Origin of the sequence: Streptomyces sp. NPDC047014 (genome assembly GCF_040644195.1) — a bacterium.
Lineage (GTDB): Bacteria > Actinomycetota > Actinomycetes > Streptomycetales > Streptomycetaceae > Streptomyces.
This window is the reverse complement of record NZ_JBEYVX010000114.1, coordinates 1-16,338: the sequence shown is the minus strand read 5'-3', so window position 1 is coordinate 16,338 and position 16,338 is coordinate 1. Positions and strand designations below refer to the sequence as shown.

The window sequence follows — 16,338 nt, the reverse complement described above, 5'->3', positions numbered from 1 at the left end:
TTCGGCACCTTCGCCTTCGGGCCGGTGTTCGGCGCCGCGGGCGAGGCGTCGGAGGGCACGCTTGCTTCCGCGGGCGCGCAGTCCGCGGCCTCCCCCCACGGCGGCATCGAGGACCGGATCTCCCGCTTCGCGACGATCTGGGGCCGGGCGATCTTCCCGGTCACGGCGACCTCGCTGACCCGGCCCGAGTTCGAACGGCACCTCCTGCCGCTCACCCGCACCCTCACCGAGGCCCTGCACGCCCGGCCCTTCGACGCCGCCGTCGCCCAGCGGGTGGGCGCCGAACTCGTCGCCGTGCACTGCACCGACCCCGAGGCCCTGGCCGGGACCCTCGGCGTGATCGAGTCCTACCTCGTGCTCTACTGCGGCCCCGACGGGCTGGAGGGCTCCGGCGTGGAGGCCACCGCCGAGTACCACGCGCGGTGCGCCCGGCTCCAGCACGCCATCGCCGCCGGATACGCGCGGGCCCTGCGCGAGCGCACCCTCAGCGAGCAGGAGGCCATCGCGCGCTCCGCGCTGACCGCCCGCAGCGACGCCCAGCAGGCCCTGCACGCCAGCGAGGAGCGCTTCCGCGCGGTCTTCGAGGGCGCGGCCGTCGGCATCGGCATCGCGGACCTCGACGGGAACGTGCTGGAGGTCAACGACACCCTGCTCCAGATGTTCGGCGGCCTGGAAGGGCACGTCCGCAGCCGCAATGTCAGCGAGTGGGGGCACCCGGACGACACCCCGCACGTCTGGCGGATGTACGGGGAGCTGGTGCGCGGCGAGCGCGAGAGCTACCGCGTGGAGAAGCCCTACTACCGCCACGACGGCACCGTCCTGTGGACCAACCTGACGGTGTCCCTGCTGCGCGACGCCGAGGGCAAGCCGCAGTACCAGCTGGCGCTGATGGAGGACACCACCGAACGCCGGCTGCTGAACCTCCGCCTGCGCTACGAGGCCACCCACGACGCCCTCACCGGCCTGCCCAACCGGACCCTGTTCTTCGAGCGGCTGGAGAAGGCCCTCGCCGGCTCCGGCGGCACCCACTACGGCCTGTGCTACCTGGACCTCGACGGCTTCAAGGCGGTCAACGACAGCCTCGGCCACTCGGCGGGCGACCGGCTGCTGGTGGAGGTCGCGGACCGGCTGCAGAGCTGCGCGACCGGCCCCGGCGAGGTCGTCGCCCGGCTCGGCGGGGACGAGTTCGTCGCCCTGACCACCGGCGGCGACACCGAGCAGAAGGTCACCGACCTCGCGGTCCGCATCCTGACCGCCCTCTCCACGCCGATCCGGCTGGAGGGCCGGGAGCTGACGGTCCGGGGCAGCATCGGCATCGTCGAGGGCCGGGCCAAGGAACGCACCCCGGCCGAGGTGCTGCGCAGCGCCGACATCACGATGTACCGGGCCAAGGCGGCCGGCGGCAACCGCTTCGAGTTCGCCGACGCCGAGGCCGACGCCCGCGCCATCACCCGCCACGGCCTCACCAACGCCCTGCCGGCGGCGCTGGAACGCGGCGAGTTCTTCATCGAGTACCAGCCGCTGGTCCACATGCGCGACGGCACCGTGCACGGGGCGGAGGCCCTGGTCCGCTGGTCCCACCCGCAGTACGGGGTGCTCGGCCCGGACCGCTTCATCCCGCTCGCGGAACGCACCGGGCTGATCGTGCCGCTCGGCCGCTGGGTGCTGGAGGAGTCCGTCCGCCAGGCCCGCGTCTGGCAGCGCGAGCACGGCGGCTCGGCCCTGCGGATCAACGTCAACCTCTCACCGACCCAGCTGCACCACCCCGGCCTGGTCGCCGACACCGTGGCGGTGCTGGAGAAATCCGGCCTCGCCCCGGGCGCGCTCTGCCTGGAGGTCACCGAATCCGCCCTGATCGGCGCCGACGACGAACTGCTGGAGCCCCTGCGCCGACTCGCGGACCTGGGCGTGGACATCGCGCTCGACGACTTCGGGACGGGCTACTCGAACCTGGCCAACCTGCGGCGCCTGCCGGTCAGCGTGCTCAAGCTCGACCGCTCCTTCACCCAGGGGATGCAGCAGCAGCCGGCCGACCCCGTCGACGTCAAGATCGTGGAGGGCATCGTCTCCCTGGCCCACAGCCTCGAACTGGCCGTCACCGTCGAGGGCGTGGAGACCGGCGCCCAGGCCGCCCAGCTCCGCGCCCTCGGCTGCGACACCGCCCAGGGCTGGTACTACGCCCGCCCCGGCGCCCCCGACCGCATCCACACCCTCTCCCTCTCGGACGCGGTCCCGACACCGTCCTGACGCGGGCGGGGCCGGGCCGGTCAGTCCTCGCGGTGCATGCCGGCCTCCGTTCCCCGGCCCGGTTCGCGGACGGCGGCGAGTACCCGCTCGTAGCGCCGGGCCGTGTCGGCCAGCAGGTCGGCGGCCACGGGCAGGCGCTCCGCCTCGTACGCTATGGGGTGAACGTGTGCGGCGTCCCCGGCGAGGCTGACCCCGCCCCCGGGCCCGACCCCCCGCGGGCGGGCATCGCACCCGCCCGCCCGCCGCCGGTTCACCCCACCAGCATCCGCTTGAGTTCGCGGGCCGCTCGGGGTGGGGCGACGTCCGTGCGGTGGGCCAGGGCGATGGTGCGCCGTAGCGGTGAACCGGCGATGCGGGTCGCGCGGAGGGTCGGGCCGGCGCGGTCGGCCACCATCGCCGGGACCACCGCCACGCCCAGGCCCGCGCGGACGAAGCCGAGCACCGCGTCCATCTCACCGCCCTCCACCGTGAAGACCGGCTCGAAGCCCTCCGCCCGGCAGGCCGCCACCGTCAGCTCCCGCAGGTCGTAGCCGTGCCGGAACATCACCATCGGCCGGTTGCGCAGCCCCCGGATCGTCAGCTCCCCGCCCCCGCCCGGCGGCGGGAGCTCCGCCGAGGAGACCACCACCAGCTCCTCCGTCAGCAGCTCCACCGTGGTCAGCGCCGGGGCCGACGGCGGCAGCGGCAGGACGACCAGCGCGAGGTCCAGCGCCCCGCGCGCCAGCTCCCGTACGAGGTCCAGCGAACCGCTCTCCTCGATCAGCAGCCGGATCCCCGGATGCTCGGTGTGGAAGGCCCGCAGTACGTCCGGCAGCAGTCCCGTGCACACGCTCGGCGTGGCCCCCAGCCGCACCCGCCCGCGCCGCAGCTGCGCCAGCTCCTGCACCTCCAGCCGCGCCGTGTCCGCGTCCGCGAGGATCCGCCGGGCCAGCGGCAGCAGTGCCTCGCCCGCGTCGGTCAGGGCGATGTTGCCCCGGGCCCGGCTGAACAGCTCGGCGCCCAGCTCCCGCTCCAGCGCCTTGATCTGCTGGGAGAGCGAGGGCTGGGCGACGTGCACCCGCTCCGCCGCCCGGGTGAAGTGCCGGGTCTCGGCCACGGCAACGAAATACAGGAGCTGCTGGAACTGCATCCACCCAGCTTAGCCCCCGCCATAGACCCCGCCTATCGAGATGAGCTCGATCATGTCTTGGACCTTTCGGGACCTTCGTCCTTACCGTCGAGAACATGGCTCTGGCAACGCGGACGGATCGAAAACCGTCCACCTCGCGCACGCTCTGGGACTCCACCGTCGGCAAGAAGGCCGTCATGGCGGTCTCCGGGCTCGTCATGCTCGGCTACCTGGTCGTGCACATGCTCGGCAACCTGAAGATCTTCTTCGGGGCCGAGGAGTTCAACGGCTACGCCCACTGGCTGCGCACCCTCGGCTCGCCCTTCCTGCACTACGAGTGGGCCCTGTGGATCGTCCGGGTGGTCCTCGTCGCCGCCGTCGTCGCCCACGCCGTGTCCGCCTACCAGCTCAGCCGCCGCGACATCAAGGCCCGCCCCGTCAAGTACGCCCACAAACGGCGCCGGGCCGGCTACGCCACCCGCACCATGCGCTGGGGCGGCGTCATCCTCGGCCTGTTCATCGTCTGGCACCTCCTCGACCTGACCACCCTCACGGTCAACGAGCGCGCCTGGGCCGGCCACCCCTACGAGAACGTCCTGTCGACCTTCTCCACCTGGTACGGGAACACCGTCTACCTCGTCGCCATGACGGCCCTCGCCCTCCACGTCCGCCACGGCTTCTGGGCCGCCGCCCAGACCCTCGGCGCCGGCCGGGCCCGCCGCGACAAGGCCCTCAAGGCCATGGCCAACGGCCTGGCCCTCCTCCTGTTCGCCGGGTTCGTCTCCGTCCCGGTCGCCGTCATGACCGGAGTGGTGAACTGACCATGAGCAGCTACGCCAACCACACCACCGGCGCCCCCGTCGCCGACACCAAGGCCCCCGAGGGCCCCATCGCCGAGCGCTGGGACCGCCGCCGCTTCGAGGCGAAGCTCGTCAACCCCGCCAACCGCCGCAAGCACACCGTCATCGTCGTCGGCACCGGCCTCGCCGGCGGCTCCGCCGGCGCCACCCTCGCCGAACAGGGCTACCACGTGGTCCAGTTCTGCTTCTCCGACTCCCCGCGCCGGGCCCACTCCATCGCCGCCCAGGGCGGCATCAACGCCGCCAAGAACTACCGCAACGACGGCGACTCGGTGCACCGCCTCTTCTACGACACCGTCAAGGGCGGCGACTTCCGCGCCCGCGAGTCCAACGTGCACCGCCTCGCCCAGATCTCCGTGGAGATCATCGACCAGTGCGTCGCGCAGGGCGTCCCCTTCGCCCGCGAGTACGGCGGCCTCCTCGACACCCGCTCCTTCGGCGGCGTCCAGGTCTCCCGTACCTTCTACGCCCGCGGCCAGACCGGCCAGCAGCTCCTCCTCGGCGCCTACCAGGCGCTCTCCCGGCAGATCGCCGCCGGGAACGTGGAGATGCACGCCCGCACCGAGATGCTCGACCTGATCGTCGTCGACGGCGTGGCCCGCGGCATCGTCGCCCGCGACCTGATCAGCGGCGAGATCACCACCCACTTCGCCGACGCCGTGGTCCTCGCCAGCGGCGGCTACGGCAACGTCTTCTACCTCTCCACCAACGCCATGAACTCCAACGCGACCGCCGTCTGGCGGGCGCACCGGCGCGGCGCCTACTTCGCCAATCCCTGCTTCACCCAGATCCACCCCACCTGCATCCCGCGCACCGGCGACCACCAGTCCAAGCTCACCCTGATGAGCGAGTCCCTGCGCAACGACGGCCGCATCTGGGTGCCCAGGGCCCAGGGCGACACCCGCCGCCCCGCCGACATCCCCGAGGACGAGCGCGACTACTACCTGGAGCGGATCTACCCCTCCTTCGGCAACCTCGTGCCCCGCGACATCGCCTCCCGCGCCGCCAAGAACGTATGCGACGAGGGCCGCGGCGTCGGCCCCGGCGGCCAGGGCGTCTACCTCGACTTCGCCGACGCCATCCGCCGCATGGGCCGCGAGAAGGTCGCCGAGAAGTACGGCAACCTCTTCGAGATGTACGAGCGGATCACCGCCGAGAACCCCTACGAGGTCCCCATGCGGATCTACCCCGCCGTGCACTACACGATGGGCGGCCTGTGGGTGGACTACGACCTCCAGACCACCGTCCCCGGCCTGTTCGCGATCGGTGAGGCCAACTTCTCCGACCACGGCGCCAACCGCCTCGGCGCCTCCGCCCTCATGCAGGGCCTCGCCGACGGCTACTTCGTCCTGCCCTCCACCATCAACGACTACCTGGCCCGCCACCCCCACCGCGACACCGTCGACGCCACCCACCCCGAGGCGGTGTCCGTCGTACGGGAGACCCGCGAGCGGCTGGAACGGCTGCTGGCCGTCGACGGCGACCGCACCCCCGACTCCTTCCACCGCGAGATCGGCGAACTCATGTGGGAGTACTGCGGCATGGCCCGCAGCGAGCAGGGCCTGCGCAAGGCCCTCGACCGCATCCCGCAGATCCGCGAGGAGTTCTGGCGCCGGATCAAGGTCCCCGGCACCGGCGACGAGTTCAACCAGTCGCTGGAGAAGGCCAACCGCATCGTCGACTACCTGGAACTGGCCGAGCTGATGTGCCTCGACGCGCTCGACCGCGCCGAGTCCTGCGGCGGCCACTTCCGCGAGGAGTCCCAGACCCCCGACGGCGAGGCGGCCCGCCAGGACGAGACCTTCTCCTACGCGGCCGCCTGGGAGTTCACCGCCCCCGGCGCCGCCCCCGTCCTGCACAAGGAAGACCTCGTCTTCGAGTACGTCCACCCCACCCAGCGGAGCTACGCATGAGGCTCACCCTGCGCGTCTGGCGCCAGCGCGGCAACGACGCCCCCGGTCACATGGCCACCTACGAGGTCGACGGGATCTCCGAGGACATGTCCTTCCTGGAGATGCTCGACACCCTCAACGAGGACCTCATCCTGCGCGGAGAGGACCCGGTCGCCTTCGACCACGACTGCCGCGAGGGCATCTGCGGCGCCTGCAGCCTCGTCATCAACGGCGACGCCCACGGCCCGGAGCGCACCACGACCTGCCAGCTGCACATGCGGTCCTTCGCCGACGGCGACACCATCGACGTCGAGCCCTGGCGGGCCGCCGCCTTCCCGGTGGTCAAGGACCTCGTCGTCGACCGGGGCGCCTTCGACCGGATCATCCAGGCCGGCGGCTACATCACCGCCCCCACCGGCGCCGCCCCCGAGGCGCACGCCACCGCCGTGCCGAAGGCCGACGCCGACTTCGCCTTCGAGCACGCCGAGTGCATCGGCTGCGGGGCCTGCGTGGCGGCCTGCCCCAACGGCTCCGCGATGCTCTTCACCTCCGCCAAGGTCAACCACCTCAACGTCCTCCCGCAGGGCTCGCCCGAGCGCGAGACCCGCGTACTGGACATGGTGGCCCGGATGGACGACGAGGGCTTCGGCGGCTGCACCCTCACCGGGGAGTGCGCCACGGCCTGCCCGAAGGGCATCCCGCTGCCGTCGATCGCCGCGATGAACAAGGAATGGCTGCGCGCCCTCCGCAAGGGCCCGCGCTGACCCGGTAGGCCCCGCGGTGGGGCCGGGCGGAGGGGGCCGGGCGGCCGCCCCGCCGCAGGGACCGGCCCGTCCGCCGGTCCCTGCGCCGATCGGCTGACCCGCCGCCCCCGTACCGCGTCGCGCCCCGGCGGCACCCCGGGCACGGGACACAGTGGCCCCATGCCAGAAGCCCCCACCGGGTCCGGACCGCGCCGCAGAGCCGTACTGGCCGCCGCCCTCGCCCCCCTGGCCGTCGCCGGCTGCTCCGCCGAGAAGGCGCCCCGCGCCCCCGCGCACGGCCCGGGGGCCGAGCCCCGCGACGCCCTGATCATGGTGATCCGGCACGCGGAGAAGCCGTACGCCGGCGACACCGGCCAGGACGCCGAGGGCGAGGACGATCCCGGCTCGCTGGCCGGGCGCGGCTGGCGCCGGGCCGAGGCACTGCCCCGGCTCTTCGCCCCCTCCCGCACCGCCTCCCTGCCCCGCCCCGCGGCCGTCTTCGCCGCGGGCGGCACCGCGGCGGCCCCCGCCCGCTGCCGGCAGACCGTGGCGGCCCTGGCCACCGCCCTGCGGACCCCCGTACGGGCCTCCTTCGCGGTCGGCTCCGAACGGGCCCTCGCCCGCGCGGTACTGGCCGCGCCCATGCCCGTCCTGGTCTGCTGGGAGCACACCGGCGTACCCCGCCTGATCCACGCGCTCGGCGCCCACCAGGTCATCGGGGTCCCCGCCGGCTGGCCCGACCGGCACGACCTCGTCTGGCAGTTCACCCGTACCCGCGGCCGCTGGAGCTTCCGCGAGATCCCCCAGCAGCTCCTGCCCGGCGACGCCTGACCCGCCCGGTCAGCCGGCTCCTCCCGCGCCCGCCCCGAGGGCCCGCGCCAGATACGGCGCCGTGCGGCCCGTCCCCGCCGCGGCCACTTCCGCCGGAGTGCCCGCGGCCACCACCCGGCCGCCCTCCGCGCCCCCGCCCGGCCCGAGGTCGATCACCCAGTCCGCGCCCGCCACCACGTCCATGTCGTGCTCCACGACCACCACCGAGTGCCCGGCGTCCACCAGCCCGTGCAACTGCCGCAGCAGCACCCGCACATCCGCCGGATGCAGCCCCGTCGTCGGCTCGTCCAGCAGGTACAGGGTGTGGTCGCGGCGCTGCCGCTGGAGCTCCGTCGCCAGCTTGATGCGCTGCGCCTCACCGCCCGACAGCTCGGTCGCCGGCTGCCCCAGCCGCAGGTAGCCCAGCCCGATGTCCTCCAGCGCCCGCAGGCTCCGCGCCGCCGCCGGGACCTCCGCGAAGAAGCCCGCCGCGGACTCCACCGTCAGCGCCAGCACCTCCGCGATGGTCAGCCCCGCGTACCGGACCTCCAGCGTCTCGGGGTTGTAGCGCGCCCCGCCGCAGTCGGGGCAGGGGGCGTACGTCCGGGGCAGGAACAGCAGCTCCACCGAGACGAAGCCCTCGCCCTGGCAGGTCTCGCAGCGCCCGCCCGGCACGTTGAAGGAGAACCGGCCCGCCTTCCAGCCGCGCGCCCGCGCCTCCGGAGCCGCCGTGAACAGCTTGCGCACCACGTCGAACAGCCCTGTGTACGTGGCCAGGTTGGACCGGGGCGTCCGGCCGATCGGCTTCTGGTCCACCTCCACCAGCCGCCGCACCGGGAACCCCGGCCCGCCGATCCGCTCCTCGGCCTCCCGGGCCAGGACCTGGCCCACCAGCGTGGACTTCCCCGAGCCCGACACCCCCGTGACGGCCGTGAACACCCCGAGCGGGAACCGCGCCTCCACATCCCGCAGGTTGTGCCGGTCCACCCCGGTCAGCCGTACCTCCCCGGTCGGCCTGCGCACCGTCCGGGCCGGGCCCTGCTGCTCCCGCGCCGCGAACAGGTGACGGCCCGTCGCCGACTCCGCCACCCCCGCCAGCTCCTCCGGCGGCCCGCTGTGCAGCACCCGCCCGCCGCGCTCCCCGGCCAGCGGGCCCACGTCCACGAGCCAGTCCGCGTGCCGCACCACGTCCAGGTGGTGCTCCACCACGAAGACGGTGTTCCCCGCCTCCTTGAGCCGGTCCAGTACGCCGAGCAGCGCCTCGGTGTCGGCGGGGTGCAGGCCGGCCGACGGCTCGTCCAGGACGTACACCACCCCGAACAGCCCCGACCGCAGCTGCGTCGCCAGCCGCAGCCGCTGGAGCTCGCCCGCCGAGAGCGTCGGCGCGGTCCGGTCCAGGCTCAGATAGCCGAGCCCCAGCTCCACGACCGGCCCGATCCGCGACCGCAGATCCTCGGTGAGTACCCGCGCCGCCTCCCCGTCCGGGCGCGCGGAGGCCAGTACGGAATCCAGGTCGGTCAGCGCCAGCGCCGCGAGCTCCGCGACGGTGCGCCCCGCGAAGGTGACGGCCAGGGCCTCGGGGCGCAGCCGCCGCCCCTCGCACACCGGGCACGGCGCGTCGGTGAGGAACCTCTCGGCCTTCGCCCGCAGGGTCGCGCTTCTGGTGTCGGAGAAGGTCCGCATCACATAGCGGTGCGCGCTCATGTACGTGCCCTGGTACGGCCGCTGGATCCGCTCGGCGTCCCGCACCGGGTGCACGGTCACCACCGGCTGCTCCTCGGTGAAGAGGATCCACTCGCGGTCCTTCGCGGGCAGCTCCCGCCAGGGCCGGTCCACGTCGTGGCCGAGCGTGTCCAGGATGTCCCGCAGGTTCTTGCCCTGCCAGGCGCCGGGCCAGGCGGCGATGGCCCCCTGGCGGATCGACAGCGCGGGATCGGGGACGAGCAGTTCCTCGCTGGTGCGGTGGATCCGGCCGATCCCGTGGCAGGAAGGGCAGGCCCCGGCGGCGGTGTTGGGGGAGAAGGCGTCGGAGTCCAGCGGCTCCGCCCCCGGCGGGTAGCTGCCGGCCCGCGAGTAGAGCATCCGCAGCGAGTTGGACAGCAGGGTCACCGTGCCCACGGAGGAGCGCGAGCCGGGGGAGGAGCGGCGCTGCTCCAGGGAGACGGCGGGCGGCAGCCCGGTGACGGAGTCCACCTCGGGCGCGCCGATCTGGTGGATCAGCCGCCGGGCGTACGGGGCCACGGACTCGAAGTACCGCCGCTGGGCCTCGGCGTAGAGCGTGCCGAAGGCGAGCGAGCTCTTCCCGGATCCGGAGACCCCGGTGAACACGGTCAGGGCGTCGCGCGGAATGTCCACGTCGACCCCGCGCAGATTGTGCTCCCGGGCACCCCGCACCCGTACGAAGGGGTCGCTGGGGGCCTGGGGTGCGGTGGGCTGGTGCATTCGCCCCAGTTTAGTGGCCGCCCGTCCGGCGGGGGCGGGGCTACCTGCCGCCGACGCCGAGGACGTCGTCGAAGGTGCCCCAGAGGTCCGAGCAGCTGGCGGGGACGCCGAGGAGCTGCCGCGCGGAGTACTCCACGTACTCGTGCAGTCCGTAGGCCATCACCAGGGCCAGTACCGCCGCGAGCAGGACGGACCCGGCCAGGCCGGTGAGGCCGGCCCGGCGCGCACCGCCGTGGGGGCCGGCCGGGGCCGGACCCAGCAGGGCGCGGACCCTCAGCGGCACCGGGCCGCTCGTCGCCGACAGCAGGGGGAACCCGCGGCCCTCGCCGCGGGCCGATCCGGCGAGGGCGGCGCGCGCGACGGCCGCCGCGGCGGTCCGGCGGTCGCCCACCGCCCTGGCCGCCTCCTCGTCCGCCCAGCGCTCCAGGTGGAAGGCGAGGGCCCGCCGCAGACGCGTGATCGCGGGGTGGACGGTCGCGGTGAGGTCCACCGCGGCCGACAGCAGGTGGTGACGCCCGGCGAGGTGCGCCCGCTCGTGGGCGAGCAGCACCTCGCGCTCCTCGGGTTTCAGGGACCGGATCATCCCGGAGGTGATCACGACCTTGCCCGGCCGGCCCCGGTGTCCCGGCAGGGCGTAGGCGTCGGCCTCGGCGCCGGGCACGACGAGGACATCGCCGTCGCCGACGCCCTCCTGTGCTGAAAGCCAGGCCAGCTTGAGCACGCGCCGGTGGCGCAGCCAGCGCCGGGCCAGCAGCACGGACTGGAGGAGCAGCAGTGCCCCGGCGGCGCCCGCGAGCGGCAGGACGGCCGGCCACTCGCGCACCGTCCGGGAGAGGGGCAGGTTCTCCAGGGAGGCGAGGAAGGGCACGTGGAACAGGCCGATCAGCGCGGAGAGCGTCCCGCCGGCGAGCAGCAGGGCGGAGGCCGTCAGCGCCCAGCACGCCCAGCGGGGCGGCAGGGCCCGGGCCACGCGCCCCGCGACGGCCGCGCCGACCCACGGGAAGGCGAGGGTGGCGAAGACCAGCAGCAGCATGTACGTCACTCGGTGCGGCCCTCGGCCTCGTCCAGGAGCCGCCGCAGCGTGTCCTCGTCATCCTCCGAGAGGGAGGACACGAAGCGCTTGAGCACCAGCTCGCGCCGCGGGTCGCTGTCCAGTTCACGGCGCATGCGCCCGGCCGTCAGACCCGCGGCGTCCTCGACCGGCTGGTAGGCGAACCCGCGCCCGGCCGGGACCCGCCGCAGGGTGCCCTTCTCGAACAGGCGGAGCAGGATCGTCGAGGTGGTGGTCCTGGCCAGGTCCCGGTCCAGGGCGGCGTTGACCTGCTGCGCGGTCATCGGCTCACCCGATTCCCACAGCACCGCCAGCACCGCCGCGACGAGTTCGCCGTGCGGACGTCTCTCGTCGCCGCCTCTGCCCGCCATCCGTGTCTCCCATCCTCCGCCCCCGGTGTGACTACATCGACGTAGCCGAACAGTCGGGAATCTTCTAAGGTAGCCCTAACCTACCGCCCGCGGCCTCCCGCCCGTAGCCCGGTAGGGCCGTGCCCCGTGCGCCCCGGCGCATCGCCGCGACACCCCCTTCTTGCGATCTTCCGATGAGGAGCCAGTGACAGCCGTGTCTTCCTCGCTGCGCCTGCTCCCCGCTCATCCCGCCTTCCTGAGCGCGCTCCACCAGCTGGACGAGCCGCTGCTCAGCTGGCTCGACGGGATGACCTTCCGCACGCTCTTCGAGCCCGAGGACATCTGGGGCCTGCCGCCGGACCTGGACGGCACCGCCTGCCGCCGAGCCCTCCTCAACATCCACCAGGCCCTGCCCGATTCCCTGCGTACGTACGAGGGCGCCGTCGAGGACGAATCGGAGCGCGGCGACGGCGGAGGCGAGCGCGTCGCCCTGTACGCGGCGTCCGTCGACCAGGCCGACATCGACACCCTGAACGGATTCCACCGGCTCTGCCTGCGCGCCCTGGCCCACGCCGACGACCACGAGGGCCTGTACGCCCTCCTCGAAGAGGCGGGCGACTGGTACGGGGGCGAGTACGGGCTCCGCCCGGAGACCCCGGCGGAGGTCACGGACCGCGTCGGCCGCGTCCTCGGCGTCCTGAACGCCGACGACCACGACACCCGCACCCTGCTGCGCGCGCTGGCCACCTGCCCCGATCCCGCCCGGCTGGTCCTGGCGCCGCCCGAGGAGGAGGCCGCCACCCGCTTCCTCCGCCGCATCGACGGCCCGCCCGGGCCTGTCACCGGACAGGGCGGCCTACGCTGGCCGGATGACTGAGAAGAGCGCGGCACCGAAGCGGCCGCTGGCCGTTTTCGACATCGACAACACCCTTGCCGACACCGGCCACCGCCAGCACTTCCTGGAGCGGCGGCCGCGCGACTGGGCGGGCTTCTTCACCGCCGCGCCGGCCGATCCGCCGCTCGCGCGCGGGATCGCGCTGGCCGTGGAGAGCGCCGCCGACTGCGAGGTGGCGTATCTGACCGGGCGGCCCGAGCGGTGCCGGGCCGACACCCTGGAATGGCTCACCCGGCACGGGCTGCCCGAGGGGCGGCTGTGGATGCGCGGCAACCAGGACCGCCGCCCGGCCCGCACGACCAAGCTGGAGGTGCTGGGGCGGATCGCCCGGGGCCGCGAGGTGCGCATGCTCGTGGACGACGACGAGCTGGTCTGCCAGGCCGCGCGGGCCGCCGGCTACCGCGTGGTCCTGGCCGACTGGGCGGCGGAGGCGCCCGAGCTCAGGTCCGGACAGGAGATCGAGGGCCGGACCTGACGGGGGAGGGGTCCTACGGGAGGTGACGCGGGCTCAGTCCTCGCCCTCCAGGCGGAAGCCCACCTTGAGTCCCACCTGGTAATGGGCGATCTCGCCGTTCTCGATGTGGCCGCGCACCTGGACGACCTCGAACCAGTCCAGATTGCGCAGCGTCTGGCCGGCCCGCGCGACTCCGTTGCGGATGGCCTGATCGATGCCCTCCTGGGACGTGCCGACGATTTCGGTCACCCGGTAGGTGTGGTTGGACATGGGGTCTCCCGACGGTGGGTGGCTTTTGCCTGGTTCTACGGTGCCCCAGTACGTCCGGCTCCGCGAACTTTGGGCGAACAATCCCGAGCGAAAGACCCTTGACCGGCCTATTGGTCTATGCCAATTTCGAGCCATCTGAGACCGATCCCGGAAGGTGACCTCTTGAAGATGCGCTCCCTCGCCGTGTGCGCCGCCGCCCTCGTGGCCGCGAGCTCCCTCACGGGCTGCGGCCAGTCGGCCGGCCAGGCCGACGGCCGGCAGAAGGTGACCCTCTGGCTGATGAAGGGCAGCGCGTCCGAGGACTTCGTCGACCGGTTCACCACCACCTTCGAGACCGAGCACCCCGGCATCGACCTCGACGTCAGGATCCAGGAGTGGACCGGCATCGGCGACAAGGTCACCGCCGTGCTCGACGGCACGGCGAAGGAGGGCGCCGACGTCATCGAGGTCGGCAACACCCAGGTCGCCCGCTACATCGAGACCGGCGGCCTCTCCGAGCTCACCCTCGAAGGGCTGCGCGAATGGGGCAGCAAGGACTGGCTCAAGGGCCTCGCGGAGCCGGGCGCCGTCAACGGCGCCCAGTACGGCATCCCCTGGTACGCCGCCAACCGCGTGGTCGTCTACCACAAGGACCTCTTCGCGAACGCGGGCATCAAGACCCCGCCCAGGAACCGCCAGGAGTGGATCCAGGCCACCCAGAAGCTCGACAAGGGCGAGCAGCAGGGCATCTACCTGCCCGGCCAGAACTGGTACGTCCTCGCCGGGTTCGTCTGGGACGAGGGCGGCGAACTCGCCGTCGAGACCGGCGGCAAGTGGGTGGGCTCCCTCGACGACGAGAAGGCCCTCGCCGGCATGGACTTCTACAAGCAGCTCCAGGCCCTCGGCGACGGCCCGAAGGCGGCCGACGAGGAGACGCCCCCGCAGTCGCAGGTCTTCGCCCGCGGCCAGGTCGCCCAGATCATCGCCCCGCCCGGCCAGGTCGCCGCGATCGAGGAGGCCAACCCCGCGCTGAAAGGGAAGCTCGGCTTCTTCCCGATCCCCGGCAAGACCACCGACAAGGCGGGCTCCGTCTTCACCGGAGGCTCCGACCTGATCATCCCCGAGCGCACGAAGCACCGTAAGGACGCCGTCGCGGTGATCACCGCCCTCGTGAGCGAGAAGTGGCAGACCGAGCTCGCCCGCACCATGAGCTACGTACCGAACAAGACCACCCTCGCCCATGTCGTCGCGGGCAACGAGGGCGCCGCCGCCATGGCCCCCGGCGCCGCCCAGGGACGGGCCACGCCCACCTCCGCCCGCTGGGCCGAGGTCGAGGCCAAGAACCCGATCAAGCCCTATATGACGGCCGTGCTCACCGGCCAGGACCCCAAGCAGGCGGCCCGGGCGGCCTCCGAGGAGATCGGGCGCGTCCTCAGCTCCGACCGCTGACGGCGGCCGGTCCGCCGGCCTCCCATCGAGTTCAGCCTCCGCACATCCGCGGGCCGCAGAGCGGTCATGTCGAATCCAGCCGGTCACGGAAGAAGTAGAGGAGCCGGACCGGCCACCTGCCGGGCCGGCCCTCCGCGCCCGGATCAGGAGCCGCCATGACCATCGCCCCCCTGTCCCCGTCCCCCGCACCCGCGTCGCCCCTGACGTCCCCGCCGTCACCGACGCCCTCCGTGTCCCCCCTCCTCGCGCCCGCCGCGCCCGCCCCGCACTACACCGTGCGGCTCGCCCGGGACGAGGACGAGGTACGCGCCGCACAGCGGCTGCGCCACCAGGTCTTCGCCGGAGAGCTCGGCGCCCGCCTCGACGGGCCCGAGCCCGGCCTCGACGCCGACGCCTTCGACGCGTACTGCGACCACCTCCTCGTCCTCGACGAGGAGAGCGGGCAGGTCGTCGGCACCTACCGGATGCTGCCCCCGGAGCGCGCCGCCGTCGCCGGCCGGCTCTACTCCGAGAGCGAGTTCGACCTCTCCGCCCTCGCGCCCATCCGCCCCGACCTGGTCGAGGTCGGCCGCTCCTGCGTCCACCCCGACCACCGCAACGGCGCCGTCATCGCTCTCATCTGGGCCGGACTCGCCCACTACATGGACCGCACCGGCCACAACTGGCTCGCCGGCTGCTGCTCCGTCCCCCTCGCCGACGGCGGGGTCCTCGCCGCCGCCACCCGCAAGGCCGCCCTGGCCCGCAGCTCCGCCCCCGCCGAGTACCGCGTCACCCCGCACATCCCCTGGAACCCCGAGGGCATCAGCTTCCCCGAGCGCACCGAACTGCCCCCGCTGCTGCGCGGCTACCTCCGCCTCGGCGCCTGGGTCTGCGGGGAACCGGCCCTGGACGCCGCCTTCGGCTGCGCCGACCTGTACGTCCTGCTCTCGCTGCGCCGTACCAACCCGCGCTACCTCAAGCACTTCCGCTCGCTGCTCCCGGGCGCATGAGCGTCTGGCTGCCCACCTCGCCCTGCACCCCCGCGGCCTGCGCCGGCCACGAGGACCGCACCGCGAGCCTTCCGCACGCCGTGCTGCGGCTCACCGCCGCCGCGGCCCTGATCCTGCTGGGCATCCTGGCCGCCCCGCCCGTCCGGCTGCTGCCGGCCAGCCCCCGCCACGCGGTGGTTCGGGCCTGGGCGGCCGCCCTCGTACGGGCCTTCGGCATACGGATCACCGTGCACGGCGCGCCGGGACCCCGCGGCGGCCGCCTGCTCGTCCCCAACCACATCTCCTGGCTCGACATCCCGCTCGTCGCCGCCGTCATCCCCTGCCGGATGCTCGCCAAGAGCGACATCCGCTCCTGGCCCCTCCTCGGCCGGCTCGCCGGACAGGCCGGCACCCTGTTCATCGAGCGCGACCGGATCCGGGCCCTGCCCGCCACCGTCACGGCCATCGGCCGGGCCCTGCGGGCGGGCGACCGGGTCACCGTCTTCCCCGAGGGCTCCACCTGGTGCGGCCGCGACCGGGGCACCTTCCGCCGCGCCGCCTTCCAGGCGGCCCTGGACGCCCGGGTCCCCGTACAGCCCGTGCACCTCGCCTACCTCCATGCCGACGGGAGCCCGGCCGGAGCGCCCGCCTTCGTCGGTGACGACCCGCTCACCGCCTCCCTGTGGCGGATCGCCCGCGCCCGCGGGATACGGGCCGAGGTCACCCTGCCGCCGCGCATCCCGCCGGGCCGGTACACCGGCCGGCGGGAGCTCGCGGCGGCCGCCCAGCGGGCCGTCGCCGCCTGCGCCTCACGGCAGGC

The 16,338-nt window shown here is 73.7% G+C and carries 15 protein-coding genes; 10 read left to right on the top strand and 5 right to left on the bottom strand.

Annotation, left to right across the window (positions count from 1 at the left end; genetic code table 11):
* Window positions 1–105: 105 nt before the first annotated feature.
* Entirely contained in the window at window positions 106–2,247 is a 2,142-nt protein-coding gene (locus tag ABZ873_RS31520) for an EAL domain-containing protein (protein ID WP_360879368.1), read from the top strand.
* 250 nt (window positions 2,248–2,497) lie between these two features.
* Here the strand turns inward: ABZ873_RS31520 and ABZ873_RS31515 are convergent, their stop codons facing one another.
* Window positions 2,498–3,376: a LysR substrate-binding domain-containing protein gene (locus tag ABZ873_RS31515; protein WP_360879362.1), complete on the bottom strand. Its 879-nt coding sequence runs from the start codon at window positions 3,374–3,376 to the stop codon at window positions 2,498–2,500.
* A 95-nt stretch (window positions 3,377–3,471) separates the two neighbouring features.
* Here ABZ873_RS31515 and ABZ873_RS31510 point away from each other — a divergent pair, with 95 nt between their 5' ends.
* From ABZ873_RS31510 to ABZ873_RS31495, 4 genes are all read left to right on the top strand, one after another.
* Window positions 3,472–4,176: a succinate dehydrogenase gene (locus tag ABZ873_RS31510; RefSeq protein WP_360879359.1), complete on the top strand. Its 705-nt coding sequence runs from the start codon at window positions 3,472–3,474 to the stop codon at window positions 4,174–4,176.
* Window positions 4,177–4,178: 2 nt separating this feature from the next.
* The gene (locus ABZ873_RS31505; protein ID WP_360879356.1) at window positions 4,179–6,128 is read left to right on the top strand and encodes a fumarate reductase/succinate dehydrogenase flavoprotein subunit; all 1,950 of its coding nucleotides are present in this window, start codon (window positions 4,179–4,181) and stop codon (window positions 6,126–6,128) included.
* The gene (locus ABZ873_RS31500; RefSeq protein WP_360879353.1) at window positions 6,125–6,871 is read left to right on the top strand and encodes a succinate dehydrogenase/fumarate reductase iron-sulfur subunit; all 747 of its coding nucleotides are present in this window, start codon (window positions 6,125–6,127) and stop codon (window positions 6,869–6,871) included. The genes ABZ873_RS31505 and ABZ873_RS31500 overlap by 4 nt, the downstream gene beginning before the upstream one ends.
* 159 nt (window positions 6,872–7,030) lie before the next feature.
* The gene (locus ABZ873_RS31495) at window positions 7,031–7,681 is read left to right on the top strand and encodes a hypothetical protein (protein WP_360879351.1); all 651 of its coding nucleotides are present in this window, start codon (window positions 7,031–7,033) and stop codon (window positions 7,679–7,681) included.
* 9 nt (window positions 7,682–7,690) lie between these two features.
* Here the strand turns inward: ABZ873_RS31495 and ABZ873_RS31490 are convergent, their stop codons facing one another.
* Genes ABZ873_RS31490 through ABZ873_RS31480 form a run of 3 tightly spaced genes read right to left on the bottom strand, consistent with a single transcriptional unit; the run spans window position 7,691 to window position 11,524 of the window.
* A complete protein-coding gene (locus tag ABZ873_RS31490) occupies window positions 7,691–10,102 on the bottom strand; it encodes an excinuclease ABC subunit UvrA (RefSeq protein WP_360879348.1) in 2,412 nt (803 codons plus the stop codon).
* A gap of 40 nt (window positions 10,103–10,142) precedes the next feature.
* Entirely contained in the window at window positions 10,143–11,135 is a 993-nt protein-coding gene (locus ABZ873_RS31485) for a M56 family metallopeptidase (protein WP_360879365.1), read from the bottom strand.
* 5 nt (window positions 11,136–11,140) lie between these two features.
* Window positions 11,141–11,524 (bottom strand): BlaI/MecI/CopY family transcriptional regulator, encoded by a 384-nt coding sequence (locus tag ABZ873_RS31480; protein ID WP_360879345.1) that lies wholly within the window; start codon window positions 11,522–11,524, stop codon window positions 11,141–11,143.
* Between the two features lie 184 nt (window positions 11,525–11,708).
* Between ABZ873_RS31480 and ABZ873_RS31475 the strand changes: the two genes are divergently transcribed.
* On the top strand, window positions 11,709–12,380 hold the full coding sequence (locus tag ABZ873_RS31475) for a hypothetical protein (protein ID WP_360879342.1): 672 nt from the start codon (window positions 11,709–11,711) through the stop codon (window positions 12,378–12,380).
* Entirely contained in the window at window positions 12,373–12,873 is a 501-nt protein-coding gene (locus tag ABZ873_RS31470) for a hypothetical protein (RefSeq protein WP_360879339.1), read from the top strand. The genes ABZ873_RS31475 and ABZ873_RS31470 overlap by 8 nt, the downstream gene beginning before the upstream one ends.
* A gap of 33 nt (window positions 12,874–12,906) precedes the next feature.
* Here the strand turns inward: ABZ873_RS31470 and ABZ873_RS31465 are convergent, their stop codons facing one another.
* On the bottom strand, window positions 12,907–13,122 hold the full coding sequence (locus ABZ873_RS31465) for a dodecin (RefSeq protein WP_360879336.1): 216 nt from the start codon (window positions 13,120–13,122) through the stop codon (window positions 12,907–12,909).
* Between the two features lie 162 nt (window positions 13,123–13,284).
* Between ABZ873_RS31465 and ABZ873_RS31460 the strand changes: the two genes are divergently transcribed.
* The 3 genes from ABZ873_RS31460 to ABZ873_RS31450 form a co-directional block, all read left to right on the top strand.
* Entirely contained in the window at window positions 13,285–14,550 is a 1,266-nt protein-coding gene (locus ABZ873_RS31460) for an extracellular solute-binding protein (protein WP_360879334.1), read from the top strand.
* Window positions 14,551–14,705: 155 nt separating this feature from the next.
* Entirely contained in the window at window positions 14,706–15,539 is an 834-nt protein-coding gene (locus tag ABZ873_RS31455; RefSeq protein WP_360879331.1) for a GNAT family N-acyltransferase, read from the top strand.
* Window positions 15,536–16,338: lysophospholipid acyltransferase family protein (locus ABZ873_RS31450; protein WP_360879328.1), on the top strand; the 803-nt coding region annotated here is incomplete at its 3' end. The genes ABZ873_RS31455 and ABZ873_RS31450, both read left to right, overlap by 4 nt.

Bases quoted from the DNA above. Each gene is read 5' to 3' on its own strand.
- ABZ873_RS31515 (WP_360879362.1), bottom strand. From the start codon at position 3,376: ATGCAGTTCCAGCAGCTCCTGTATTTCGTTGCCGTGGCCGAGACCCGG.
- ABZ873_RS31510 (WP_360879359.1), top strand. From the start codon at position 3,472: ATGGCTCTGGCAACGCGGACGGATCGAAAACCGTCCACCTCGCGCACG.
- ABZ873_RS31505 (WP_360879356.1), top strand. From the start codon at position 4,179: ATGAGCAGCTACGCCAACCACACCACCGGCGCCCCCGTCGCCGACACC.
- ABZ873_RS31500 (WP_360879353.1), top strand. From the start codon at position 6,125: ATGAGGCTCACCCTGCGCGTCTGGCGCCAGCGCGGCAACGACGCCCCC.
- ABZ873_RS31495 (WP_360879351.1), top strand. From the start codon at position 7,031: ATGCCAGAAGCCCCCACCGGGTCCGGACCGCGCCGCAGAGCCGTACTG.
- ABZ873_RS31490 (WP_360879348.1), bottom strand. From the start codon at position 10,102: ATGCACCAGCCCACCGCACCCCAGGCCCCCAGCGACCCCTTCGTACGG.
- ABZ873_RS31485 (WP_360879365.1), bottom strand. From the start codon at position 11,135: ATGCTGCTGCTGGTCTTCGCCACCCTCGCCTTCCCGTGGGTCGGCGCG.
- ABZ873_RS31480 (WP_360879345.1), bottom strand. From the start codon at position 11,524: ATGGCGGGCAGAGGCGGCGACGAGAGACGTCCGCACGGCGAACTCGTC.
- ABZ873_RS31470 (WP_360879339.1), top strand. From the start codon at position 12,373: ATGACTGAGAAGAGCGCGGCACCGAAGCGGCCGCTGGCCGTTTTCGAC.
- ABZ873_RS31465 (WP_360879336.1), bottom strand. From the start codon at position 13,122: ATGTCCAACCACACCTACCGGGTGACCGAAATCGTCGGCACGTCCCAG.
- ABZ873_RS31455 (WP_360879331.1), top strand. From the start codon at position 14,706: ATGACCATCGCCCCCCTGTCCCCGTCCCCCGCACCCGCGTCGCCCCTG.